Below are 24,636 nucleotides of genomic sequence, written 5' to 3'. Positions count from 1 at the left end.
TTCGTCCGGCGGCAGCGATCGCGAGCTACGAGCGCGTGATTACGGAGAGCTGCATTGTTTCCGTCGCAAACTCCGCCCGCAGATGCGTGGCTTCCGGGTTTGTGGAAATCATGGCTTCCAGGCTCTCTGCGTCGATGAAGACGATGCCGTCGTCTCTCCCGAAATACCGGGGCTTGTAGTGCCAGCAGTCTGGATTGGTCTTCGGCTCGCACTCGTCGGCATAGACCGCGAGTGCCCTTTGGCCCTCTGCCAATTTTCCGTTAGAAAGCAGATAGACGCCTTCATCGCCGACGATCCACAGGCCTTGCCGTTCGTCCTTATCCGGGAGAAGCCCATAGTGAGGATTGCGGAAACCGCCATTGGCTGCCGCGTCGGTGCGTCCGCGCGCGATCACCACACGAACGTCCACCACGCTAAAAGTGAACATGGCGTCCTCATCACGCGGCGATCGGGGAGGGAAGGCGGTGAAGATGCACCGGCAGCTTCACAGCGATCTCCCCGTCGGTGAGTTCCTCGAGTAGCTTCAGGAAAGTGCCCTCGTTGCCGCCATAGAGCACGACGGTGCGCTTGCCGCGAGCGGACTGCGGCCACTTGTCTCCGGCATAGCCGCGGTAGTCGTCGGCAGTCGTGCTCCAGATATGCTCGAGCCGCTCTTGCCGCGTCATGGCCCGGACCGGACGGCTTTCGCGCTCGATGATGGCGACGTGCATCGTTTCGACGGATGCCTTGCCGGAAAGATCGCAATAGCCATGGAAATACCGGATCGCCTCGTCGATCCTGAGCGCGAATAACACTGATGTCACCGAGCCGGTCATGTATTCGCGCATCGCAAACATGGACCCTCGGATCCACAATGGCGGTAGGATCTCGAACATGTAATCATGCTCGGTCTCGCCGATCTCGAACCATTCGTCTGCGTAGAATGGCGCGGCATCACCATCCCAACGGTTTGGGCGCTGCGCGTGGCGATCGAACATGCGGAACATCTGCTGGCGGCTTGCGACGCCCTGAAAAATATTGGCGATTGCGGGAGAGGGGATCATCTGCGGCTCCTTGCGCGTTTTCGGACCGAAGTGCGGCGCCGTCCTCTCGACCTCGCCATCCTCTTCAATCCTTCATGACCCCTTCCGAGCTGCCGGCATCGCGACCGGCCGGGTCAAGGGCCGGCTCCGCCGGGCGAAGCCTCCCTTGATGCGGGCGGTGCGAATGCGGCACGCCTCTTTCCTTTTCCCGTTTTTCCTTTTCCCCAATCTTCAGGGTCTCGTTCCAGTCCTCCTCGGGCGGGCGCAGCCGCGTCCAGTCGCACCCGGTATCCTCGGCGAGCGCCCGTAATCGCTCGGCAAACAGATCGCCTTGTGCATTGGCGTCCGTTGCGGCGACGAGTTGGGCGCCGGGCCGGAAGGTCAGTTCCCACAGCGCGGCTTGCGTGGCCGGCGACCATCCGCCGCCGGTGCTCAGATAGAGCGTGCCGTCGCGCAAACCCTCGATCGCCGCGAGACTCATGACGTCAATCGCAGCTTCGGTGACGGCCAGGCGCCACGCAGTAGGCGGCCCGAGACGGAAAAGAACCTTGTTCCCTCCAGAGGCGAACCCTCGGTATTGCGGACCTCGCGCCTCCCAGCCAGTCACAACGCCGACACCGTCCGTATGAGCTGCCCACATGCTCCCGTATGGCCCTTCCCGCAGAAGGTCGCCTTTGATCGCCACGCGGAGCAACGGCACCGGCAGGCAACGATCGCCATGGAGATAATGCCATGTCGGTGATCCGTGCCATGGGCGCCGGCGCGCCTGCCAGCGCTCGGGAAGAGAGAGGTTGTATCCTCCTTCACGCCTCGCGGGCTGCCACTCCGGATCTGTGATCCTGACACCGACGAGATCCGCGACCCTTTCGGCGCCTTCGAGAAAACCGACATGGTCGAGATGCTCGACAAGCCCGAACACGTCGCCTTTCGCATCGCTGAGCGGATCGAACCATCCGCGCCCCTCATGCGTGACGATGATGATTTCACCGTCACGGCGAAACTTGATCGCCCGCCGGGTGCTTTCCTTGATGTCGATGGCGAAGCTCGCCCTTTCGAGAACGGCCGCGCAACTGACCCGTTCGCGCAGCGCTTCTATGTCTCTTCTCTTCATTTTATTTCCGATCGCCCGGCGATCGGCCCTCGTTGCTTCTTTGCCCGTCGTTTCGCGGGCACCCTTCGGCCAGCCGCGAAGAGCAAAGGCGGCAAGGGCGCGGCTGACAAGTGTCGGATCATGCTATGCTCGACCGCGGCGAAGCCTCCCTTGCGGCTTGCAGTTCGCAAGCGGTACGCCAGAGGCAGGGGCAGGTTCAATGAGCCGGCCAGGGAAAGAATTCGTGAACGATCGCAAGATCGTTGTCGGGGTCGATTCCGTCAGAGGGTAGAACGCCGTACTCGCCATCGGCTTCGACGCGGGAGAGCTGGAAGGCGTTGGACCGTGCGAAGGAAAGATCGCGCGACTTTAAGGAGGTTCAATGGGAGCTGGCCAATTCCCGCTCAATGGCTCCTCAAAGGCAGGGGACGGACGCGATCAGCCCGACGCGGAGCGGCAGCGGCCACAACTTCCTAGCGGACCTTCAGCGGGTTGACCGTAGAATCCGGAGCTCGGCCAGGATCTATCACAAACACGCGGATCGGCCTGCTTTCGTGCCACCTCTCAGCGGCGTGCCGCACCGACCTCAGGAGCCAGTGTCTCCGTACTTTCAAAACCGATGGCGCGATCTTGCTGCGGGCTGACGTTGCCAAGACGACGCATTTAAAAGCAGCATGCAAAGCAAGGTGAAAGCGTCCGGCGCCAGCGACCGTGGCGATCAATCTGACCGCGTGATCTTCATTTTCTCGAGCGCCTGTTCCACTGAGTCGGCGTTGAGCGAAATAACCGCACGCTCCACGCACACCTCAATTTCAGCGGTATCCTTTCCCTCGATCAACGCGATATCAATCACCGCCCAGCCTCTAGATATCCAATGGAGGCAGGTTCGTTCAAGCGGCGAGAGTATCGCAATCTTCATGGCGTGCTGGTTCCACTCAGCCAAAGCCAGCAGGTTTCCGAGCGGAAAGCATCGACCATGAGATTGGAGAACCTGTGCAAATTTGATCCAAGATCACCATGATCGCTTGTCTCGAAACCCTTTGGCCTACCTGTCCAGCTCGACTTCAACTCAAACTTAGGGTCAACACCAAGAGATCTGCGCCGTCTTCAGGCACAAGCCGACCTTTGTGCTCAGCATGCTCATGGCGTTGGTGGGTCCCGCAAGCGGGAAGCGTATTTGTCAGAGCAATCCAAGCGGCGACGGCGCGCGTGGCTGCCTTGGGAAGGCGGCCCGCGACCAAGTTGGGCTCGAGACCGTAGTTTGATGCGAGTGACAGCCGAATCGAAGCGACTGCAATTTCGCGCTTAGCTCGATTGAATATTTCAGGGATATGTCGGCGTGGTCGGACAAGCCTCGAGCGACTGTGACGACGAATTCGGAGTCCAGGGCGCGCAAACCGCATCGAAGGCAGCCAAGTCATTCGCTAAGCGACCGAGCAATCTGGCCGCAGCTTCTGAACTTCGTCGATCTCTCGGCGCATGTTCGTTTGCATGGTGGCGTGCATGATAGGATCCTGTCTTGTAAGAAAAGGGGTCAGTTTTCGAGAAAGGTGAGCTCGCTGACGAAACCTTCGGCATTGCCTCGGAAAAGAGAGCGGGTGAATTCGATCGCGCGGCCCGAAGCAAGATAGGCAACGCGTTTTGTCAAAAGCCCAGCCGTTCCGACCGCGACGCCAAGCGTTGTGGCGTCCGGATCTTCGATGTTAAGTGCGAAAGTGCGTTGGATCGCACGAACGGGTCTAAAGTTTGCGTCCGCGAGTGTGTTACAGATGGAACAGGTAACGGTACGAGCGTCGGGCAGGAACTCGGAGGAAATGCATATGCGTTCAATCGCAATCGGCTGGCCCGCCGAGCTCCGCAAATGGGTGATGCGCACGACGCGACTGTCGCTTGACAGGCCGAGTGTCATCATCTCCTCTGGTGCGGGATGGGACGTGCTGCGCTCGATGCACTCGACTCTCGTGCCCGATCCAAGCCAGGAAATGCCACCTGTCAAAAGATACGCGCGTGACGGAGGCTGATCTGCGCGGACCGCCGATCCGGCTACGAAGGTTCCTGAGCCGCGCCGGCGAACCAGAAATCCGTCTTGCACGAGATGGTCGATTGCTTTGCGGACCGTTACACGGCTAACGCGGAGATGTTCAGCGAGGTCTCGTTCGGGATAAAGAACGTCGCCCACTTTGAGTTTACCCGACAGGATCGCCTTTTCAAGCGCCAGGCGAAGCCTTTGATAGAGCGGACCGGCGCCGTTGATGTCTGTGCCCCATCCTGGAAGCATAGCCGCAAGCGTGTCGCTCATTCGATCGCTTTCAGATGCCCGAAGCGCGACACAGCCAGGGCCACGGCCCCGCTCAGTGCATCGCCTTCGGGCGTTACCAGTAGACTTTGATGCCGTGCAGCGATCCAGGACGAATACAGCGGCCCCAATCCCCCGAGCAGGCAAATCTTCTGCGTTCCTCGAGCGACTAGACGATCAAGTGCTTCGTCAACTGAAACAGCGGCTTCTTGCAACAGGCGCGCGGCGACAGCATCGCCCCGTTTCATGTGCTCGAATACGCGCGGCGCATAGCGGCCGAAGGCGCCGGGCTTTGCATGCCGCGCAAACTCGACGATATTGCGCGGGTCATTTTTGAATTCCGCAAGGACGGAGGCGGTCATCGCGGACATGTCGTGGATGCCGTCATATGCGAGCAGCGTTTCTTGCAAAAGCGCATGTCCAATACGAGCACCGCTGCCGAGGTCGCCCACAGTAAAGCCCCATCCGCCGACGTAGGTCACCGTTTCGCAGTGGCGGGAAATGTAGATCGTGCCTGTTCCTAAAATGGCGACGGCTCCGTCTTTATCACCAAGCGCGCCTTGTAGCGCGATCAGCCCGTCTGACTCGATGTCCGCCTGGGCGAAGGGTAGCCTGTTTTTCACGTAGTGAACGGCCTCGCCGACATTATTGCCTGCGACCCCAAGTACTGCACGCGCCGAGGCGATGCTACGCGCATTGATGCCAGCTGCGTAGAAAGCCGCGCGGGTCGCACTGGCAATGTTGTCGACGGCCGTATCCGGATCGGAGAGAATGTTAGCTGGCCCGGCTTGAGCGCGCGCAAGGATACTCCCGTTCGCACCGGCGACTGCAGCTCGGCAGCTGGTGCCACCGCCGTCGATTCCGATTAGGTAGACAGTCATCCGCCCGTTCCTTCAGGATGTCATCTGACACAACGTCGATCGCGTTCAGGCCGCACCAGCCGCGCGCACCGCCTTAGTACGTACGTCGCACAAACATACTGGGCTGTCAATTCGAAATCGGCTAGGGAGAGTATGGGCGACCCAGCTGAAGCAACCCATAATGCCTTTCGACCTGAACCCTTTCCCCGTCGCGAGTAGCCGTCATACAATTTGGGATATGCTCGTGCGCAAACACGTCGGCAGCTTCGTCGCCCAGGGTTGGAAGATCTTTGCTTCGTCGTTCAAGTTTGAAGAATTCTGCGGGTCGGCCTCGTGTCGAGGCAGGCGCTTCCAAAACAGCATGGCACGGAAACTTTGATCTGGATCAACTCGCGGTCCCGGCGAAATTGGTAATCATCAAGCCGCGCCGGAGGAAATCGGGATAGCCGAACCCGCAATCGCGACGTAAGCGTCTGAGTATGCCCAGCATGCGCAGCCACATCCGGCACACGCGGATTTTGAAGGGATCAGGACATGGACGTTGCACGCAGTAAGGGTTCCGACGCCGGCACTCCCGTCGCTTGCGCTTCCTGCCAGGCGCGGCACGGCGTCGTCTGCGGCGTACTGTCGAGCGGTCAGTTAAAGGATCTCGGCCGCCACTCGCTGCGCCGCAAGGTCGATGCCGGCAGCGAGATCATCGCTCAAGGGTCGGAAAGCTCTTTCTATTCGAACATAATGCGCGGGGTGGTGAAACTCTGTAAGGTGATGCCGGACGGGCGCCAGCAGATCGTCGACCTGCAATTCGCCCCCGATTTCGTCGGCAGGCCCTTCGTGCGCGAAAGTACGCTGTCGGCTGAGGCTGCGACCGATGTCGAAATCTGCGTCTTCCCCCGCGACCTGCTCGACCGCATGATATCGGAGACGCCGGAACTGCGGCGCAGCCTGCACGATCTGGCGCTGAAGGAGCTGGACGCCGCGCGCGAATGGATGCTGACGCTCGGCCGCCGCACCGCCGAGGAGAAGGTCGCAAGCCTGCTCTACCTCATCGCCACCCACGCCGAACCGCAAACGGCCACGAGCACCGCCTTCGACCTGCCGCTTTCCCGCGCCGAGATCGCCGATTTCCTCGGGCTGACGATCGAAACCGTCAGCCGCCAGATAACCAGGCTGCGCAAGAGCGGCGTCATTCGCATCGAGAAGTTTCGACATATCATCGTCCCCAACATGGATGAGCTGGAGCGGATGATCAGCGCATAGAACGGGATCAGCTGCCGAATTCGGGATCAGCGCGTGATTACGACGCGGTTGTTGGCGAGGCCAGCCTGTGGCGCCAGCAGCGCTCCTCATCACGTCACCCACCCGGGACCCCGTCCCCCTTCAAGCTCGAACGAGGCAGATACATGAACAAGATCAAGGTCGCCAATCCCGTCGCCGATCTCGACGGCGATGAAATGACGCGCATCATCTGGCAGCTCATCAAGGACAAGCTGATCCATCCGTATCTCGATCTCGACATCGACTATTTCGACCTGTCCGTCGAAAACCGCGACGCCACCAATGACCAGGTGACCGTCGATGCCGCCAATGCCATCAAGAAGTACGGCGTCGGCATCAAGTGCGCGACGATCACGCCGGATGAAGCCCGCGTCAAGGAATTCAACCTCAAGGAAATGTGGAAGAGCCCGAACGGCACGATCCGCAACATCCTCGGCGGCGTCATCTTCCGCGAGCCGATCATTTGCCGCAACGTGCCGCGCCTGGTTCCCGGCTGGACGCAGCCGATCGTCGTCGGCCGCCACGCTTTCGGCGACCAGTACCGCGCCACCGACTTCAAATTCCCCGGCAAGGGCAAGCTGACGATCAAGTTCGTCGGCGAGGACGGTACCGTCATCGAGAAGGAAGTCTTCAACGCGCCGGGCGCCGGCGTCGCCATGGCCATGTACAATCTCGACGAATCGATCCGCGAATTCGCCCGCGCTTCGATGATGTACGGCCTGATGCGCAAGTGGCCGGTCTATCTCTCCACCAAGAACACCATTCTCAAGGCCTATGACGGCCGCTTCAAGGACATTTTCGAAGAAGTCTTCGAGACCGAGTTCAAGGATCAGTTCAAGGAAGCCGGCATCACCTACGAACACCGCCTGATCGACGACATGGTCGCCTCGGCGCTGAAGTGGTCCGGTGGCTACGTCTGGGCCTGCAAGAACTATGACGGCGACGTCCAGTCCGATACCGTCGCCCAGGGCTTCGGGTCGCTCGGCCTGATGACCTCGGTGCTGCTGACGCCCGATGGCAAGACGGTCGAAGCCGAAGCCGCTCACGGCACCGTCACCCGCCACTATCGCCAGCACCAGAAGGGTCAGGAAACCTCGACGAACTCGATCGCCTCTATCTTCGCCTGGACGCGCGGCCTGGCGCATCGCGCCAAGCTCGACGACAATGCCGAACTCGCCCGCTTCGCCGCGACGCTCGAAAAGGTCTGCGTCGACACCGTCGAATCCGGTTTCATGACCAAGGATCTGGCGCGGCTGATCGGCCCCGACCAGCCGTGGCTCTCGACCACCGCCTTCCTCGACAAGATCGATCAAAACCTGCAGAAGGCCATGGCGTGAGCCGGCCTTTCCAAAATAACATCGAAGCGGCGGGGATTTCCCCGCCGTCAGATTGCTGCGAGTGTTCGACGCCCCGACGCTCAGCCCAGAACCGCCGCGGTTACAACGATAAATCGGTTGCCCGGGACATCTTCGATTACATCGTCGAACAGGCGATCGGCCACGGGCTGGTCGGCACGGTGGCGTTACACGGATTCGACCCATCTGAAGGCCAATGCCAACAAGGGCGAATACGATCTTGCAATGGTCGAGAAGTCGCGCGCCGACTACTTGGCCGATCTGGATGCGGCGATCGAGGCCGAACGCAAGCTGCACGGCCAGAAGCCCTTGAAGGACAAGGAACGCCGGCCGGAGGTGACGACGACTAAGGTTACGCGCAGCGTTCAGACAGCGGCTATATGATGCGCGACGGCAGGCCGAAGGGCTTTTTCTCTCTCGATCATCGCACGATGGACGGCAAGCTCGCCATCATCACCGATACTTATGTCACGCCAGCCAATGTCCACGACTCGATCGTCTATCTCTCAAGGCTCGACCGGCAGCAGACCCGTTTCGGCTTCGATGCCGGCGCGGACGGGCTGGATGCCGGCTATGCTACGCCGGGCATCGCCAAGGGCCTGGAAGACCGGCAGATCCTTGGCGTCACAGGCTATCGCAATCCCACTCCGCCCAAGCCCGTCATGATGCGCAAGTCGACGTTCGTCTTCGAACCCGAGACCGATGGCTTTCGCTGCCCCGAAGGCCATTTGCTGACCCATTCGACGACACCGACGAAGCCGACAGATTCTTTGGTCTAAACTGTCCATCCATCTGGACCGCGGAACGGTTCAAACGTCAACGCTGCTACCTTTGTCACGACGTAGTGAAGAATTGTCGAGGGCAGGCGCATTCGCCATCACTGCTTTTCCTCTCGCGCGCCTCGGCTACCATCTCCTCAAGCCTAACAGCAACACCGTGAGCGCGGCGATAGTAGGCGGATTCTGGTATCCCATACCGGTCAATTGGCGTCTCGAAGTTGAGCGGAGTCTGATAAGGAGTTGAGGCGATCGCCGAGGCGATCGTGTGCCAATCTAATCGTCCGTCGAATGGCAAGAGATGGTCATCCACTGCTCCGAAATTGTCGTGAATGTGAGTAGCAATGACGCGATCCGCGAAACGCTCCAGCACGGTGAGCTTGCCTGGCTCGATCAGTTCCCAGTGGCCGCAATCGAAACAGACACCGATGAACTCCTTGCCATAGCGAGCGAAGAGGCGATCATAAAGGTTGAGAAAATTTTGGGCGTTGGCGCAAAGAAGAGTTTCCGCGGCGATCTGCACGCCTTTTTCGATGCAGTAGGGCCTGATCTCGTCGAGAGACTGAAATAGGGGATCGAAGAACTCCTGTTCGGCGGCTTCGCTGCGGAACACGTTGTCGGTGATATCGATGTGCAGAACCACGTTGGGGGATTGGAAAGCAGCTGCCAGGTCGATACGGTTACGCAACAGCTCGACACCGCTGCGGCGCTGCCATTCATGAGGCGACAGCAAGTCTTTGCGCATCTCCATCGCGAAAGGACCGTGATTTTTGTGGCCGATCTCGGTGATCGGATTGCGGCCATTGCTGCCATGAACCGAGTGCACCTTCAGCCCAGCATCGGCCACGATCTTGCTTGTAAACTCGATCTCGGCGTCGGCCAGCCAGTACGAACTGCCGGAGTCGGGATTCCAGTTTATGTGTGTGAAGCCAGCTTCCTTGATCAGGGTCAGCGAGTTGCGAATGCCTTCGTCGTACCAACGCTCCTGGTGCGGCCAATGCCAGACGGTGATGCAGGTATCCAATGGATCAGTCTCCTGTTCTAAAGTGTTGTGGTTTCCGGACCTTTGCCGAGGCCGATGCGCTCGGCCAGCAGAATGATCGCCAGTGAAAACGCCATGATCAGAGTGACGTAGACGAGGTTGAGCGCGGCCTGCTCAGGATCGACGGACAACGAGCTGTCTACGATTGCGATCGGCAGCGGCTTGTTGTTGACGTTGTATAGAAACGCCGACAAGGGGTATTCCGACAGGAGATCGTTGAATGCCATCCCGGCCACGAGGATAGCTGTCGGTGCAACTATCGGCAGGATGATGCGGCGGTAGCGATACAGACCCGTGGCGCCCATCGAGCGGGCCGCCTCGTTATAGGCCGGATCGATCCCCATGAAGGCCGCCCGCAGGAATCTCACCATAAGCGGCAAGGCAACGATGGCGTAGCCGATGGGCAGTAGCCAGTAGCCCCCGAGGAGGACTGCGTTTCCAACGAGCGGGTTTGGGGTGTCGAAGGTGACGATCAGCCCGACTGCAAGCAGAATGCTGGGAACGACCCATGGCAGGAAGAAAGTGATGTCCAGAAGGCGCGTCAGCCAACTGCGGCGGCCAAGAGTAACCGGGACGGCAAACAGTGTAACGACGAGCGCCGCCGATACCGCGACAAAGCTCATCACTATGGAGTTGAAAAACGGAAGAAAGGCGCTGCCTTCGGTGAAGACGCGGGTATAGTTCTTCAGTGTCAGGCTGGATGGGATCACTTCGATGCCGATGCTCGCGGCAGGGGCGAAGGAGAAGAGTACGACAAGCGCGATCGGCACCGTATAGATAGCCACGAGAAGATAGGCAAACAAATGTAGCACTGCATTGCCGATGGGGCTGCAAATTTTGCGTAGCTGGATGGGCGCAGTCGCTTTCGCGCCGCCGACATAGGAGCCGCGCGCTTCGAAATATTGAGACAGCAGTATAAGCGCCATGAGACATAGTCCCATCATAAGCGCGAGTAAGGCGGCCATGTCGGGACGGCGCAGGCTGTTCAAGGTCAGCACCATCTGGCTCAGCATGTGGAAATCGCGACCGCCCAGCACCTGAGGGGCGGCGAAAGAGCTGATTGCGGTGTAAAGGGTGAGAAGGGTGACGGCGAGGAACGTCGGCATGATCGCGGGCAGTACCACACGCCACAGGATCGTATATTCCGAGGCACCCATACTGCGCGCAGCTTCGATTGTTGCGTAGTCGACGCGGCGCATCGCAGCGCGCAGAAAAAGATAGTAAAAGTTGGTCATCAGAAAGGTATGCGTGAAGAGCACGCCAAACCAGCCGATGAACCAGGCTTGCGGGAGGCTGGAGACGGCGGCCTTCACCAGATGTGTCACCGCACCGCTGGGACCATAGGTGAAGTTGTAGCCCGCCGCCGCAACGACACCGCCGAAGACCAGGGGCGTTGCATAGGCGATTTTCAAGAGTGCGCGACCGCGTACGTGAAAATATTCAAGGACGACGACCTGGAACATCCCGACAATGGTCACCGTAACCATGGTCGCTGACGTCATCCAAAGCGTGTTCCAAAGGGCAGCGCGCACTCTTCGTGATCTTGAAAGTTCGCTTGCGATCTGGCCGACCACCAGGCTGCCGTCCTTGAAAAAGACCGCATGAAGTGACGCGACTAGCGGCAGGATCAGGAAGGTGATGACGATCCAGATCAGGGCCGCCACTCCGATCCAATAGACTACGCGCTCGACGGGCGCCGCGCGGTTCATCTGCCCGCTTCCTCGAAGATATGCGCCGAGCCCGGCCGGACCGTCCAGGACACGGTCTCACCGATTTCAGGTAACTCGTGCCCCATCCTGGCGGCCGAAATTAAGTGTCCGCCGGCATCCAGGTCGATGCGGCTGTGGGCGCCAAGAAATTCCACATGGCGGACGGTCGCCGGCAACCCGGCTTCTACCGCTTTCCCGACGAACACATCTTCGTGGCGGACAAAGATGCGCCCCCGAACGTCGCGGCCCAGAATTTGCGCGACAACCGGTGCGAGCAGCTCGTTGGCGGTGCCGATAAACTCGCAGATGAACGGCGTCGCGGGCTTTCGATAAAGAGTACGTCCGTCACCGATCTGTTCAACGCCACCGTTCGCCAGCACGACGATCGTGTCGGACATGGTGAGTGCATCTTCCTGATCATGCGTGACAAAGACCGCCGTGAAGCCAAATTCCTGCTGGAGCCTCTTGATCTCGCGGCGCATCGTCACTCGCACCTTGGCGTCGAGATTGGACAATGGTTCGTCGAACAAAAGCAGCTTGGAGCCCGCGACGAGCGCGCGCGCAATCGCGACCCGCTGTTGTTGCCCACCTGACATGGTCGCGGGCTTCTTGTGCAGTTGCTCCGTAATCCCGGATGTTTCGGCGATCTGGGTGACACGCTTGACAATCTCGCCCTGCGGGATCTTCGCCACACGCAAAGCAAAGGCGATATTCTCGAAAGCCGTCATCGTTGGAAACAGCGCATAGTTCTGGAATACCATGCCGACGTTGCGCCGCTCCGGAGGCTCGATGGTAATATCTTTTCCTTCAAGAATAATCCGACCGCTCATGACCGGATGAAAGCCAGCCAGGGTCCTTAGGACGCTGGATTTGCCGCTGCCGGAAGCCCCGAGCAGAGCAACGAACTCGCCTTCGTGAATCTCAATCGAGAGGTCGCTGATGACAACCTTGTCGCCATAGCCAATATGCAGTTTATCGATGATGAGGATCGGGGTCGGCATAAACATACTCCTGAGAAGCCTGGCGATCTGCGTCGCCCGGCCCTACATCCTCACCGGATTTCTAGCTCGATCTTCTGCAACCAGCCGTCCAGTTTGGGCGCGACGGCATCCCAATCGATCGGCTGCGCCTTGACTAGTTTCGCATTCGCCTGCACCTCTGGCGGTGATTTGGCCAACGCCGCCGGCAGCACCGGAACCTGACCGAATTTCTTGGCGTAGCCGGCCATGACATCGGCAGAGCCGAACCAGTCGACGAATGCCTTTGCCTGCTCCAGTTGATCGGTTCCCGCCATGATCGCCACGCCTTCAGAGATGACGGGCGTGGCACCTTCCGGGTCAATGACCTTGACTTGCATGCCGAGCTCCTTGGCGTCCTTGATGACGCCGCCGAACCAGTTCAGATTGATGATCGCACCGCCCGATTTGAAGGCTTCCTTGCGCGCATCGGCGTCATCGACAACGATCGCGTTCGCATAGAATGCGCCAAGAAAATCCCATCCAGCCTGAGTGACTTCGCCCTTGTCGTCGAGGAACCGGGCCAAGATGCCGGCAAGATAGACCCTTGTCGTCTGCCAGGCGGTGTTGCCGATGACGTATTTGCCTTTGTATTCGCGCCTTGCCAGGTCCAGCCAGCTTTTCGGCGCCTGCTCAGGGGCAAGCTTTTCGGAATCATAGGCAATGACGATTGGTGTGCTCCAGAATTTGTAGACAATGCCTTCTTTGTCCTTGTATTGCGCAGGGAGGTCCGCCGCCCAGGCTGGGGTGTATGGCTGGAATAGTCCGTTCTTTTTGAGCAGAGCCATAGACGTATCGACCATGCCAAGTACGACATCGGCCTGGGGGTTGTTCTTCTCGGCGACCAGCCGATCAAAAAGTTCTCCTCCGGGTGCGCGCAGAAACTGCACATCGTGACCGGCCGCTTTAGCTTGGGCGACTATCCATTGAACGTTCTCTTCCCCCTGAGGTGAATAAACGACGAGACTCTTTGCCAAAGCCGGAGAGGCGATCGCGATCAGCACGGCGGCGAGGCTCAACAATCGTTTGATCTGGTGCATGGTGTTCTCCCATTTCATTTTGGCGGTCATTCCGGTTTGGCTTTCTTAAAGGATCCTCATGACAGTTTAATTACATTGCGTAATTTAATATATATTGCAATAGCTGTTTGGCTGCTGACAATTTGACACTCTTGGAACCAATGGACCTTTCACGGAACGAACGACGACTGGTCGAACTGATTTTCGTAGGCAAGCAGATTGCGCGGGTCGACCTGGCGGAACGGTCCGGCATGACAGGTGCTTCTGTCACTCGGCTGATAGGTCGCTTAATTGAGATCGGACTTCTGATCGAGGTGGTCGAGCGGACCGGCGCCCAAGGCCAGCCTCGGCGCTTGCTGAGCTTGCGGGCTGACCGATATCTTTCCGCGGGAATAACATTCTCGGTCTCCCGAATGGAGGTAGCAATTGCTGATCTAGCGGGTAAGATTCTTACCTCCCGATCTGTAGACATCGAGACCAGCACAGCTTTGTCTGTGGCAGAGGCGGCGCAGGCTGCTATCGCAGCGATGCTGACCGATCTTGGCACGCCTAAAGATCGCCTTCTCGGGGTCGGCTGCTCGGTGCCCGGCAATTTCGGCACGATGTCGCACATCCTCAAGGCCCACAGCTTCTTCCCGGCTTTCGATGATGGTGAGGCGGACCTAGCTTTTAAAGCGACTTTCGAAGCGCCCTATTACATCGAGAATGATGGAACAGCTGCATCGCTCGGAGAGTATGTGTTCGGCGGACGCATCCCGCAGCCTGATCCGATGTTCTTCATTCACATCGGACACGGTGTCGGGGGAGGGGCGGTTATCGACGGGCGGCCGTACCGCGGTGTCAATGGAAACGCCTGCCTGCCCGGAGTTCTCTACCCGTACGACCAGCCGCGCCCATCCGGCCAAGACCTTTTTGCCACCCTCAACAGTGCCGGCTTCGCCATCCACGACTTCATCGACCTCGATCGGTTGCCAGATAGCGCCGAAGCGGCGTTAGAAATCTGGATTGAACGCGCCGGAAAGCAGCTCAGCGAGACGGTACGTGTAGCTACGGCGATGTTCGACCCCGCGCTGATTGTCCTTGGGGGACGGCTGCCAGAACTAGTGACAGACAGGCTGGTACGCGCAATTTCCAGTCAGCCAATCCTTGGCCCGTCGCGCGGCTTGGAGGCTGCCGCAGTTGAGGCCTCTCGACTTGGCCCTCGCGCCGGCGCGATCGGGGCGGCCTGCATTCCGTTCTTTGCCTCTCTCTTTTCCGCCGCCGTCGCAGACGATGGCAGTCCTTACCTTAACGGTCGCAAGCCCAAATCCCGACCTTAGAAAATTCGATAGCGCGCCTGAGTCTCTTTAAGAAGCCTACCGGACAGGCCTTGCCCGGCGCGAATCGACACAACAGGTCCGCAAGCCCCTTCGTTGCATATCGGTGTCGCTACAAAGCCTCAAATGACCAGCTTGAGGTGGCTGGATAAAACCAGACCGGCGGCGCCGCGCAGAGCCGTATGGCCTTCGCCGATACCATTCACCGTGATCGATATCTCCTGACCAGGTCTCTTCACCACTAGCTGCTCTACATGCTGCCTGATCAGCTCTGCTGCCTTCATTCCGCCTCCGGCGATGTCTCCATGAAGGACGTAGGAGTTGAGGGAGAGTGTTTGCTGCAGATTGACGATGCCGAAAGCCACGTTCCGTGTGTAACGGACGAGAAGCTCCTCTGCCGCATTCGAGCCTTCGTCTGCTTCCTTGACAAGCCTGGCACAGCTGACGCTCTTGGGATGCGGCAGGCCCATTCGGGCGGCTTCCTTTCGTAACCACGGAAGAGCAGCGACCGTCTCCCAGCAGCCGTGCTTTCCGCAGTTGCAAGGGGCACCATCGATCTGCACCACGGTGTGCCCGAGCTCGCCGCCGGATCCGGCGAGTCCACGATAGACCTTGCCGTCGATGAAGAAGGCGCCGCCGAGAACCTCGCCAGTATAGACCGCTGCGAAATTTTGTTGACCGCGACCGGGTCCGAACCATCTGTCCCCAACAAGCAAGGCACGGGGGTGGTGATCGATGGCAACCGGAAGAGAGAAGCGTTCTTGTAGTATTGCTACGAGGGGAAGTCCCGTTAGAACGGGAGCAAGATTGACGGTGAGAATGGTTCCATTGTCACTGTCGATCATTCCAGCAGAGGCCACGCCAATGCCAAACGGCGCCTGCTGGGCCTGAGACAGTGTGGCAGTAAGCGTCTCCGTCATGACCGCGATGAATGCTTCTGTGTCGCCATGCGTATCAAATTCAGCTTTCGCAACGGCCTTGATCTCACCGGTTAACGCCACGAGGCATGTTTGTATCGTGCCGGGCAGAAGGAGGACTGCGCCAAGCATTGGTGCATCGGGGTTAAAATAAAGCGGACGAGCCGGCTTGCCGCCTTTGACGTCGGAAGGCGACGCATCTCCCTCAATAAGAAGCTGGTCTTCGATCATCGGCTGCACAATACCGGTTATCGTGGTCCGGTTGACACCTGCAAGTCGAGCGAGATCTGCCCGGCTTTTGGGTCCGTTGTCATATAAGGCTTGAAGGACGCGACCGCGGTTTATCGCTCCAAGCGCCGATTGGGAGACAAGTGTCACGTTACCGCCGTTCTCGCCGACGGCGACTTCTCTGCTGGCAGGGGTGCGCTGGCCCAACGAATAGGACGGCTGGCTCTCAAACTTCAATTCTCTTCTCCAATCTACCGGATCCTTTTAGCCCGTACATTATCGAACGGCCATACAACATAAGGCCCTTTCCGGTGATGCAAGCAGGACCTCGATGACAACCGCAGTACCCGCCGGAATTTTCGCCGCGACAACTTCTTGACACTAACATAAGTTTGTGCGAGGTACAAACTAACTGCTTACAAAAAGCACATTAGGGGTAACAATCTCAGTATCGACAAGCGGAAGCCCAGGGGCTGCGCTGAAGGGCCGGGGTTGGGATACGAAGCAACTGAGGAGGCTGTTTATGACAATCGATATCGGAAATATGTCGCGACGTGACCTGCTGAAAAGCGCTTCCGTCGCAGCTCTTGTGGCTGGCGCGGGATCATTGGCCATTCCACGGAGGGGTGCCGCGCAGGATGCGAACACCGTGCGCGTCCTGTCCGTTGAAGACCCATTTTTTTTCTCAATGAAGGCGCTGGTGCCAGAATACGAGAAGGAAACCGGCATCAAAGTCGAACTGGAGAGTCTCTCCTATGACGCCCTTCAATCGCGCCTCGTGTCTGCCTTTGTCGCCAAGACCTCCGACGCCGATGTCATCGTCGTCGACCAGATGTGGCTCGGGCAATATCTCGACAACGGCTGGATCATCTCGCTGAACGATTTTATTGTCAAGGACAGCGAATTCGACCTCTCCGACTTCATCCCCGAGGTCCTTTACTCCTCGAATATGTGGCGCGGCCAGGTCGGCACATTGCCGGTCGCCGCCTATGCGCAGGGTGTCATGTACCGCAAGGATGTCTTTGACGAACTCGGCATTGCGGCACCGCCGACCGAGACGTCGGAAGACTGGACCTGGACGAAATACATCGACACCCTGAAGTCGATGGAAGGCAAATCCTTCGGCGGCAAGCCGCTCTTTCCAACCGTTGTTTGCGGTTCCCAGCCGTCGCCGATCGTCCACATGTTCACGCAGGTGTCGGCAAGCCACGGTGCGAACTGGTTCAAATCGTTCCCGGCCGCTCCGTGGGACTTCGCCCCACAGCTGACAAGCCCGGCCTGGATCAAGTCTGTTGAAGTTTACAGGCAGCTCTACAAGCTGTCTCCTCCAGAAGCGATCAACTATGTCTGGTTCGACGCCGGGACCCGTTTTGCCAAGGGCGATATCGGGATGTTCTACTGGTGGACCCCGTACTTCTATCTGATCAAGAACTCGGGCTACATGACCGGCAAGAAGTCGGATGTCATGGACAAGTACGCAACTGCGGCCTTGCCGAAAGCCGAGGGGGTGCCTCAGACGGTCAGCCTCGGCGGCTGGAGCCTTGGGATCCCATCCAGCTCGGAACGGCAAGAGGCAGGCTACGCTTTCATCAAATGGGCGACCTCGAAGGCCACGCAGAAGAAAATGGCTCTTTGGCCGGACCTCAACTATCAGTTCTCCGACTTTGCGCGCGTTTCGCTCTATGAAGACGAGGAAGTCAAGGCGATCTATCCTTACCTCGACGTGCAATATGCGATGATGAAGCAGGGCAATGGCAAGGTCACGCGCCCGCCTGTACCTGGTTACACGGCCGTCGAAAGCGTGCTGGGCCTTACATTGAACCAGCTCCTGACCGGCACCGAAGAGCCGAAGACCGGCCTTGAACGTGCCAACAGCCTGTTCGAGAGCATCCTGAAGGGCAATCTAATGATCCCTTATCAAAAGGACAGCTACGCAGATACTCTTGACGGGGCCAAAGCCCTGATCGCCAAGAAGTAATAGAGTTCTCCTCGGGCCGGCGCGACCGCGGTCGCGCCAGCAGCCACGTGAAGAAGAACTGGATCTGGCCATGCACACGACAACTGTTCGCTCTCCGCGCGCCCTCGGGCCTGCCCGGAAGAGCTTTATCCGACGAAACCTGCCTTACTTGTTGATCGCGCCTTCGGTCGTGATGCTGCTCGCGCTGATCGCCTACCCCTTGCTGTTTGCGCTCAGATCGAGCTTCTACTTCTGGAATCTGCAAATCGGCCCGGAGCCGCTCCAGTTCGTTGGCTTCGAAAATTATGTGCAGGCCCTCAATGCATTCGACTTTCGCGCCGCGCTTACCAATACTCTGATCCTGTCTATCCTTGGCACGGCGCTTGAGTTCATATTCGGCCTGGCGATCGCGCTCATCCTGCTCAAGGCGTTGCCCGGCATGAACATCGTGCGCGCCTTGTTGATCCTGCCCACAACGATCGCGCCGATCGTCGTCGGATTTTTGTTCCGCTACCTCTACGATCCCGGTGGCGGACTGTTAAGCTGGGTGTTGCAGTCGCTCTGGCTCCCCGTTCCCGCGGAAGGCATTCTCGGCTCGCCATCGACAGCGCTTGCCGCCATCCTCTTCGTCGACATCTGGCAATGGACACCGTTCTTCGCAATCGTCCTCTATGCGAGCCTTTTGGCCGTTCCCGATGAGATTTTAGAGGCCGCGCGACTGGATAGGGCATCTGCGTGGACGATCCTGATGCGGATCAAGCTGCCGCTGATCAAGCGCACTGCGATCATCATCGTCATGCTGCGCTTCATGCAGATATTCAACACCTTCGACACCTTGCTTGTGCTCACCCGCGGCGGACCGGGGACTTCCACGCGTACCCTTGGTTACTCCCTCTACGAACAGGGTCTCGTGAACTTCAACATTGGTCTCGTCAGCGCCATGACCTGGATCACGGTCCTGATCGTCAACGTCATCGTTGCCCTCTATGTCTTCTTCGCGTTCCGAAACGAGGAGTGGTAAAATGTCCCGCCGCCACACAAGCTTCAACACGGCACTCACCTACGCCGCCGGCCTCCTCTTCCTGGCAATCTTCGTCGGTCCGATCCTTTGGTTCATCGCCCTTGCGATCCGCCCGGCCGAGACGGCATTCACCATGCCGCCACAACTTACCTTCGAGCCCAATCTCGACGCATTCCGGCACATCCTCGTCGATCCCGGCACCAACGCACCGCAACTGTTCAACAGCCTCATCGTCGCGATCGGTGCTGTGCTACTCAATCTGCCTTTTTCGGTTCCCGCAGCCTACGCGTTGTCCCGTTTCAAGCTCCGCGGCAAGAAGAACATCATGTTGTGGTATCTCGGGCTGTTGATGGCCCCGCCGGTCGCGTTTCTGATCCCATATTTCATCCTCATCACGCGCATTGGCCTCCAGGGTTCCTACTTTTCGATGATCCTGGTCCTACAGACGCTGACGATCCCGTTTTCCGTCTGGTTGATGAAGAGCTTTATCGATGAGGTGCCAGTGGAACTGGAGGAAGCTGCCCGGGTCGACGGCGCCCGTTGGTACACGATCATGTTGCGGATCACGCTACCGATCGTTCGTCCTGGGATCATTGTTACCTCGATGTTCGCCTTCGTGTTCGCGTGGAACAACGCCGCTTTTCCGCTGGTGCTGAGCTCACGCTCGACCGCCACCCTTCCGATCGGAACACTTGGGTATTTCGCAACGAGCGGAGTGACCTGGAACTACATCGCCGCCGCCGCAGTGCTCGCGATGATACCTCCGATGATCATCTTCCTTGTTTTCGATCGATACGTCGTACGAGGCCTCACCTTTGGTTCGGTGAAGGGCTGAGCTTTCCTTTATGAATGGAGTAATGAAATGAATAGACTGCGAATTGGCGTCATCGGCGCCGGTCTCTGGGGCGGCAATCATGCCCATACCTTTAATGTCTTGCCGGAGACCGATCTGGTCGGCGTCTGCGATCTTGATGAGGGCCGGGCGCTGAAGATGAAGGAAAGCTACAGCGCAATGCAGGCCTTCACCGACTACCAGAAGCTGATCTCAAGCGATCAGATCGACGCCATCTCGGTCGCAACGCCTGACTTTACCCACACGCCGATCATTCTAGCGGCTCTGAAAGCCGATAAACACGTGTTGAGCGAAAAGCCGCTTGCGACGACGGTGCGTGAAGCCGAGGAAATCGCTGCGGCTGCCGCTAAGTCCAAGGGCAAGCTGATGATTGATTTCCACAACCGTGTGAATCCGATCCTCGCCCAGGTTCGTGACATGATCCAAAATGGTCAGATTGGCTTGGCCAAACACGGGACCGCGCGTCTTTCGAATACGACATTCGTTCCGCTCGAAATGCTGAGCTGGGCTGCAAAGTCTTCGGCACTCTGGTTCCTGGGCAGCCACCTCGTCGATGTCCTACGTTTCATTCTCGCAGACGAAGTCGTGCGTGTTTATTCGGTTGCCCGCTCGGGTACCCTATTTGCCGCCGGCGTGGATACGAAAGACTTCCATGTGTCGGTGCTTGAATTTTCCAAGGGCACGGTCGTGACCATGGAGAACAGCTGGATCCTGTCGCGTGACAATCCTTCGCTTGTTGATTTCAAGATCGAGTTCGTTGGTGAAAAGGGCCAGGTCCAGGCGGACCCCACCCATAATGGCGGCCTGCGCAAGATCGTCGACGGCGGACTGAAATACAATGACTACATCGGCATAACACCAACCGGCGCGACACGGATCGGCGGTTTTGTCTTGGAATCCATTGCCCGCTTTGTCGATAGCGTTGTGCGAGACGCTCCGCTGCTGGCAGATGCGCAGGACGGTCTGGCAAACACAAAGATCCTGGCGGCGATCGAGGAATCCGTCGCGACCGGCAAGGCTGTGAACATCGGCTAAAGCCGGAACCAAAGGCGAGGGGCATGTCCGCACAAACGGTGCGGCTTGCCTCGCTTGAAAAATGCGGGAGTACATAAAAATGGCGTCCATGACCTTCGACGGGATCGGCAAGACCTTTCCGGACGGGACCGTTGCCGTTGCGAATGTAAGTTTTTCGGTCGCGGACGGAGAATTCGTCGTGTTGGTCGGCCCGTCGGGTTGTGGCAAGTCGACACTATTGCGGATGGCAGCGGGTCTTGAAGCGCTCAACAGCGGCCGGCTGCTCATGGATGACGCTGACGTGACGGAGACAGAACCCCAGGACCGGGATATTGCGATGGTTTTTCAGAACTACGCGCTTTACCCCCATATGACCGTTTACGACAACATGGCCTTCGGTCTGCAGCAGCGAAAAATGCCCAAGGACAAGATCGACAAGCTGGTTCGCGACGCAGCGGAAATGCTTGATCTTACCCGTTATTTAGAGCGCAAGCCCGGGGCATTGTCCGGCGGTCAGCGCCAACGCGTGGCGATGGGCCGGGCGATCGTTCGCCATCCCATGGCGTTCCTGATGGATGAGCCTCTTTCCAACCTGGATGCAAAACTCCGCGTGCAGATGCGCGGCGAGCTGAAGCTCCTTAATCAGCGGCTCGGCGTCACAACCCTTTATGTGACCCACGATCAGGTCGAGGCTATGACCATGGGCGATCGTGTGGCTGTGCTGAAGCCGGTGTTTAATGGACAGGAGAGTAATCTTCAGCAGATCGATACGCCGCAGATGCTTTACGACAAGCCGTCCAATCTGTTCGTCGCGGGGTTCATCGGTTCGCCCGCCATGAATTTTGTTCGGGTCGAGCTGACGGCGGAAGGCGGGTCGCTAAAAGCTGCGGTAACTGGAACGAAAATATCCTTCTCGGTCCCAGCCCAGGGGGCACTGTCGGCCTTCGCCGGGCGACAAGTCATTGTTGGAATTCGCCCAGAGATGTTTAAGGTTTGTCCCGAGGCCGAGGCGTTGTTCAACGAGCAGATCCCGGTTGCCGAAGCGCTTGGAGCCGACACCTTCGTGTTCTTCGACATCGCGTCACCGTCGGTCAATATCAACGATGCTGAAGATACCGAAGACTTTCTCAATAAGGGTAAGAACCGGCTCGTGGCGCGTATACCACCGGCGCTGACGCCTCGACCCAATCAGGTGCTGCCATTGACTGTCGACCTGGAGAAATTGCACTGGTTCGATCCAGTAACCGGGACTGCGATCCGCGACTGACAGAAAGTGCACTTACTATCGCCATCTGGGGTTTCAACTCTTTTCTCCTGCCCTCCCAGGCAACTTGGCTGTCGTCGATTAGGAGGTCGGCGGCAGCCATTTTTTTAAAACCCGAGACATCAAACCATCAGAATCTGAACATCCATCTGCCGTAAGTGATCTTAGAGGAGTGGCCTGTGAAAAACGTTTCCATTGTCGGTAAGTTCTTTATCATCGTGGCTGTCTTCGGCATCCTGGCACTCGGTCTGACGTTCTATCAGAACCGGCAAATGCTGAAGGTTAACGACAGATATCAGGAGCTTCTCGATAGAGATGCATCTGCAGCACTACGCTTGACCCAGTCGAACCGAAGTCTGGAAACAGCGCGTGCCAGCATCAGCGACATGGTGATGACACGGTCGAAAGAGGCGAGGGCGCGCGCTGAAGCTGGCTTGAATGACGCACGAGAAAACTTCGTCAGGTTCATGGATCTGGCGATCGCTGCAGTTCCTGGGCAGAGCGAACTGCCGAAGTTGAAGGCGGATGGATTCTCCGTCCTGACCGATACGTGTGGTGCAGCCATCGCAGTTGGTCGCGGCGCAACTAGTGAAGCCGAGCTTGCCATGGTGCAGCAACTCTATCTCACTCTTTGCCAACCCGCCTTTGCTGCTGTCTCACCGAGATTCACATCCGTCACGGAAAAACTCGCTTCGGACGCAGAGCAAAAGCGTGGTGACGTTTCAAGCGTTGTCCGTGACACGTCCGTGCTGAGTTTGGGAACAGCTATTGTGGCACTCTTCGCTGTCTCGTGCTTCGGCTTTCTCGCAATTCGCTCCTGGTTGGTCAAACCGATCAAGCAGATGGTTACGACAATGGAGGTCATAGCCGACGGCGATCTCATTTCGACTGTTAAGGGAACGATTCGCCGCGACGAGATCGGATCGATGGCCCGGGCAGTACAGATATTCAAGGACAACGAGTTACGGGCGCGCGATTTCGAAAAGGATGCAGAGACAAGCCGTGAAGCAAATGAGATTGAACGTGCGCGTCTCGCCGAGACCGAGCATCGGCGAGCGCAGGATATGGCGGAGGCAACTTCCGGGCTTGCAGAAGGCCTAAGGCATCTCGCCGATGGGAACCTCCTGTTCAGCCTCGACGACAAATTCGCCGACGACTTCGAACCGTTACGGGCGAATTTTAATGCTGCCGTTGCCCAACTCGCTGAGAGCTTGAGAGCTGTGTCGTACGCAACTGAATCGATCGATGGCGGGGCGCAGGAAATCAGTTTGAGCGCGCAGGACCTGTCACGCCGCACAGAGCATCAGGCTGCTTCACTGGAGCAAACCGCCGCCGCTTTGGATCAGATTGCCCAGAACGTCGCCAGTTCCTCAAAGCGCACAGCGGAGGCGCGACATGTTGCGATCGAGGCAAACAAGTCGGCGCGCCACTCCGGCGAAGTGGTCTGGTAATCCTCCCGGGCATTAAAGGGGTTCAAAAGTAGAATTTTCTCGGCAAGATGCTCGAGGAGATTTTGATGAAGAAGAGCCGATTTAGCGAAGCCCAGATCATGTCGGTGTTACGCCAGGCGGAGGGTGGGATGCCTGTTCCTGACCTGTGCCGCGAACATGGCATCAGCACCGCGTCGTTTTACAAGTGGCGTGCGAAGTATGGCGGGATGGACGCCTCCATGGTGAGCCAGATGAAGGCGCTGGAAGAAGAGAACCGCCGCCTGAAGCGGATGTATGCGGATTTGAGCATGCAAGCCGATCTGTTGAAGGAGGCTCTTGGAAAAAAATGACGCGGCCATCTCAGCGCCGGGAGCTGGCCGAGAAAGCAGTGGCGAAACGCGGTGTGAGTATCGCGCTGGCGTGCCGGACGTTTGGCGTCAGCGAAACCTGTTACCGGTATAGCCCACAACGCAATGTCGACAACGAGCAGATTGCCGATCTGTTGCTTGGGCTTGTGAAGATAAAGAAGACGTGGGGTTTTGGCCTCTGCTTCCTGCACCTGCGCAATGTTCAGGGGTATCGCTGGAACCACAAGCGGGTCTACCGCATCTACCGGGAGCTTGAGCTGAATCTGCGGATCAAGCCTCGCCGGCGGCTGAAGCGCGAGAAGCCGGATGAATTGGCAGTTCCGGCTGCGCCGAATATGGTCTGGTCGATGGATTTCATGGCCGACCGTCTCGCAGACGGTCGCCAGTTCAGGCTTCTGAACGTGTTGGACGACTTCAACCGCGAGGGCTTGGGCATTGAAGTCGACTTCTCGCTACCCGCCGAAAGGGTCGTGCGCAGTCTCAACCAGATCATCGAATGGCGGGGCAAGCCGCTGGCGATCAGGGTTGATAACGGCCCGGAATACGTCAGCGGCACGCTCATGGAATGGGCTGAAACACGGGGAATTGCCCTGAATTACATTCAGCCAGGCAAACCGCAACAGAACGCCTATGTCGAGCGCTACAATCGAACCGTTCGGCATGAATGGCTTGATCTGTATATTTTTGACAGCATAACGGAGGTGCAGGAGATCGCCACAGAGTGGCTTTGGACATATAACCATGAACGGCCCAACATGGGCATTGGCGGCGTCACACCCGCTCAGAAACTGAAAATGGCCGCGTAAAT

At 58.3% G+C, this 24,636-nt stretch carries 21 protein-coding genes and 1 pseudogene; 11 read left to right on the top strand and 11 right to left on the bottom strand.

Annotated elements, in window-relative coordinates:
* Positions 1–25 precede the first annotated feature (25 nt).
* From J2J99_RS30440 to J2J99_RS30415, 6 genes are all read right to left on the bottom strand, one after another.
* Entirely contained in the window at positions 26–427 is a 402-nt protein-coding gene (locus tag J2J99_RS30440; protein WP_168301581.1) for a DUF3085 domain-containing protein, read from the bottom strand.
* 10 nt (positions 428–437) lie between these two features.
* The gene (locus J2J99_RS30435; RefSeq protein ID WP_168301582.1) at positions 438–1,043 is read right to left on the bottom strand and encodes a DUF1419 domain-containing protein; all 606 of its coding nucleotides are present in this window, start codon (positions 1,041–1,043) and stop codon (positions 438–440) included.
* A 64-nt stretch (positions 1,044–1,107) separates the two neighbouring features.
* Entirely contained in the window at positions 1,108–2,133 is a 1,026-nt protein-coding gene (locus J2J99_RS30430; RefSeq protein ID WP_168301583.1) for a DUF3991 and toprim domain-containing protein, read from the bottom strand.
* A 697-nt stretch (positions 2,134–2,830) separates the two neighbouring features.
* Positions 2,831–3,031 (bottom strand): hypothetical protein, encoded by a 201-nt coding sequence (locus J2J99_RS30425; protein WP_168257355.1) that lies wholly within the window; start codon positions 3,029–3,031, stop codon positions 2,831–2,833.
* A 615-nt stretch (positions 3,032–3,646) separates the two neighbouring features.
* Entirely contained in the window at positions 3,647–4,411 is a 765-nt protein-coding gene (locus tag J2J99_RS30420) for a GntR family transcriptional regulator (RefSeq protein WP_168301584.1), read from the bottom strand.
* Complete coding sequence (locus J2J99_RS30415) at positions 4,408–5,289, bottom strand: glucosamine kinase nucleotide-binding domain-containing protein (protein WP_168257357.1); 882 nt, start codon at positions 5,287–5,289, stop codon at positions 4,408–4,410. The genes J2J99_RS30420 and J2J99_RS30415 overlap by 4 nt, the downstream gene beginning before the upstream one ends.
* A gap of 513 nt (positions 5,290–5,802) precedes the next feature.
* On the opposite strand from J2J99_RS30415, the gene J2J99_RS30410 reads away from it, so the two are divergent.
* From J2J99_RS30410 to J2J99_RS30400, 3 genes and pseudogenes are all read left to right on the top strand, one after another.
* Positions 5,803–6,525 carry a Crp/Fnr family transcriptional regulator gene (locus J2J99_RS30410; protein ID WP_168301585.1) on the top strand — a complete coding sequence of 241 codons (723 nt, stop codon included), beginning with the start codon at positions 5,803–5,805 and terminating at the stop codon, positions 6,523–6,525.
* 143 nt (positions 6,526–6,668) lie between these two features.
* On the top strand, positions 6,669–7,880 hold the full coding sequence (locus J2J99_RS30405; RefSeq protein WP_168301586.1) for an NADP-dependent isocitrate dehydrogenase: 1,212 nt from the start codon (positions 6,669–6,671) through the stop codon (positions 7,878–7,880).
* A gap of 61 nt (positions 7,881–7,941) precedes the next feature.
* Positions 7,942–8,647 (top strand): annotated as a pseudogene (locus J2J99_RS30400) (transposase); the annotation flags it as partial.
* An 85-nt stretch (positions 8,648–8,732) separates the two neighbouring features.
* Here the strand turns inward: J2J99_RS30400 and J2J99_RS30395 are convergent.
* Genes J2J99_RS30395 through J2J99_RS30380 form a run of 4 tightly spaced genes read right to left on the bottom strand, consistent with a single transcriptional unit; the run spans position 8,733 to position 13,481 of the window.
* Complete coding sequence (locus J2J99_RS30395; protein ID WP_168301587.1) at positions 8,733–9,698, bottom strand: sugar phosphate isomerase/epimerase family protein; 966 nt, start codon at positions 9,696–9,698, stop codon at positions 8,733–8,735.
* Between the two features lie 17 nt (positions 9,699–9,715).
* Positions 9,716–11,425, bottom strand: a complete 1,710-nt coding sequence (locus J2J99_RS30390; RefSeq protein ID WP_168301588.1) for an ABC transporter permease — start codon at positions 11,423–11,425, stop codon at positions 9,716–9,718.
* Positions 11,422–12,426 carry an ABC transporter ATP-binding protein gene (locus J2J99_RS30385; RefSeq protein ID WP_168301589.1) on the bottom strand — a complete coding sequence of 335 codons (1,005 nt, stop codon included), beginning with the start codon at positions 12,424–12,426 and terminating at the stop codon, positions 11,422–11,424. Before J2J99_RS30385 ends, J2J99_RS30390 begins: the two co-directional genes overlap by 4 nt.
* 50 nt (positions 12,427–12,476) lie before the next feature.
* Positions 12,477–13,481 carry an extracellular solute-binding protein gene (locus tag J2J99_RS30380; RefSeq protein WP_168301590.1) on the bottom strand — a complete coding sequence of 335 codons (1,005 nt, stop codon included), beginning with the start codon at positions 13,479–13,481 and terminating at the stop codon, positions 12,477–12,479.
* Between the two features lie 107 nt (positions 13,482–13,588).
* Here J2J99_RS30380 and J2J99_RS30375 point away from each other — a divergent pair, with 107 nt between their 5' ends.
* Positions 13,589–14,779: an ROK family transcriptional regulator gene (locus J2J99_RS30375; protein ID WP_246638697.1), complete on the top strand. Its 1,191-nt coding sequence runs from the start codon at positions 13,589–13,591 to the stop codon at positions 14,777–14,779.
* Between the two features lie 119 nt (positions 14,780–14,898).
* Here the strand turns inward: J2J99_RS30375 and J2J99_RS30370 are convergent, their stop codons facing one another.
* Positions 14,899–16,158, bottom strand: a complete 1,260-nt coding sequence (locus tag J2J99_RS30370; RefSeq protein ID WP_168301591.1) for an ROK family transcriptional regulator — start codon at positions 16,156–16,158, stop codon at positions 14,899–14,901.
* Between the two features lie 286 nt (positions 16,159–16,444).
* On the opposite strand from J2J99_RS30370, the gene J2J99_RS30365 reads away from it, so the two are divergent.
* The 7 genes from J2J99_RS30365 (at position 16,445) to J2J99_RS30335 (ending at position 24,634) form a co-directional block, all read left to right on the top strand.
* A complete protein-coding gene (locus J2J99_RS30365; protein ID WP_168301592.1) occupies positions 16,445–17,899 on the top strand; it encodes an ABC transporter substrate-binding protein in 1,455 nt (484 codons plus the stop codon).
* Between the two features lie 70 nt (positions 17,900–17,969).
* Positions 17,970–18,899 carry a carbohydrate ABC transporter permease gene (locus tag J2J99_RS30360; protein WP_168301593.1) on the top strand — a complete coding sequence of 310 codons (930 nt, stop codon included), beginning with the start codon at positions 17,970–17,972 and terminating at the stop codon, positions 18,897–18,899.
* Between the two features lies 1 nt (position 18,900).
* A complete protein-coding gene (locus J2J99_RS30355) occupies positions 18,901–19,734 on the top strand; it encodes a carbohydrate ABC transporter permease (protein WP_168301594.1) in 834 nt (277 codons plus the stop codon).
* A gap of 27 nt (positions 19,735–19,761) precedes the next feature.
* On the top strand, positions 19,762–20,787 hold the full coding sequence (locus J2J99_RS30350; protein WP_168301595.1) for a Gfo/Idh/MocA family protein: 1,026 nt from the start codon (positions 19,762–19,764) through the stop codon (positions 20,785–20,787).
* 79 nt (positions 20,788–20,866) lie between these two features.
* Positions 20,867–22,033, top strand: coding sequence for an ABC transporter ATP-binding protein (locus J2J99_RS30345; protein ID WP_127431439.1), 1,167 nt, complete (start codon positions 20,867–20,869; stop codon positions 22,031–22,033).
* A gap of 176 nt (positions 22,034–22,209) precedes the next feature.
* Positions 22,210–23,481: a HAMP domain-containing protein gene (locus J2J99_RS30340; RefSeq protein ID WP_246763172.1), complete on the top strand. Its 1,272-nt coding sequence runs from the start codon at positions 22,210–22,212 to the stop codon at positions 23,479–23,481.
* A gap of 65 nt (positions 23,482–23,546) precedes the next feature.
* A protein-coding gene (locus J2J99_RS30335; RefSeq protein WP_168302474.1) for an IS3 family transposase occupies positions 23,547–24,634 on the top strand; the annotation gives its coding sequence in 2 pieces (ribosomal slippage) (positions 23,547–23,808 and positions 23,808–24,634; 1,089 coding nt in all).
* Positions 24,635–24,636: the final 2 nt, after the last annotated feature.

Source organism: Rhizobium binae (assembly GCF_017357225.1).
Classification (GTDB): domain Bacteria; phylum Pseudomonadota; class Alphaproteobacteria; order Rhizobiales; family Rhizobiaceae; genus Rhizobium; species Rhizobium binae.
Note: the sequence above shows the minus strand (reverse complement) of the source record. Positions and strands in the feature narration are given on the sequence as shown.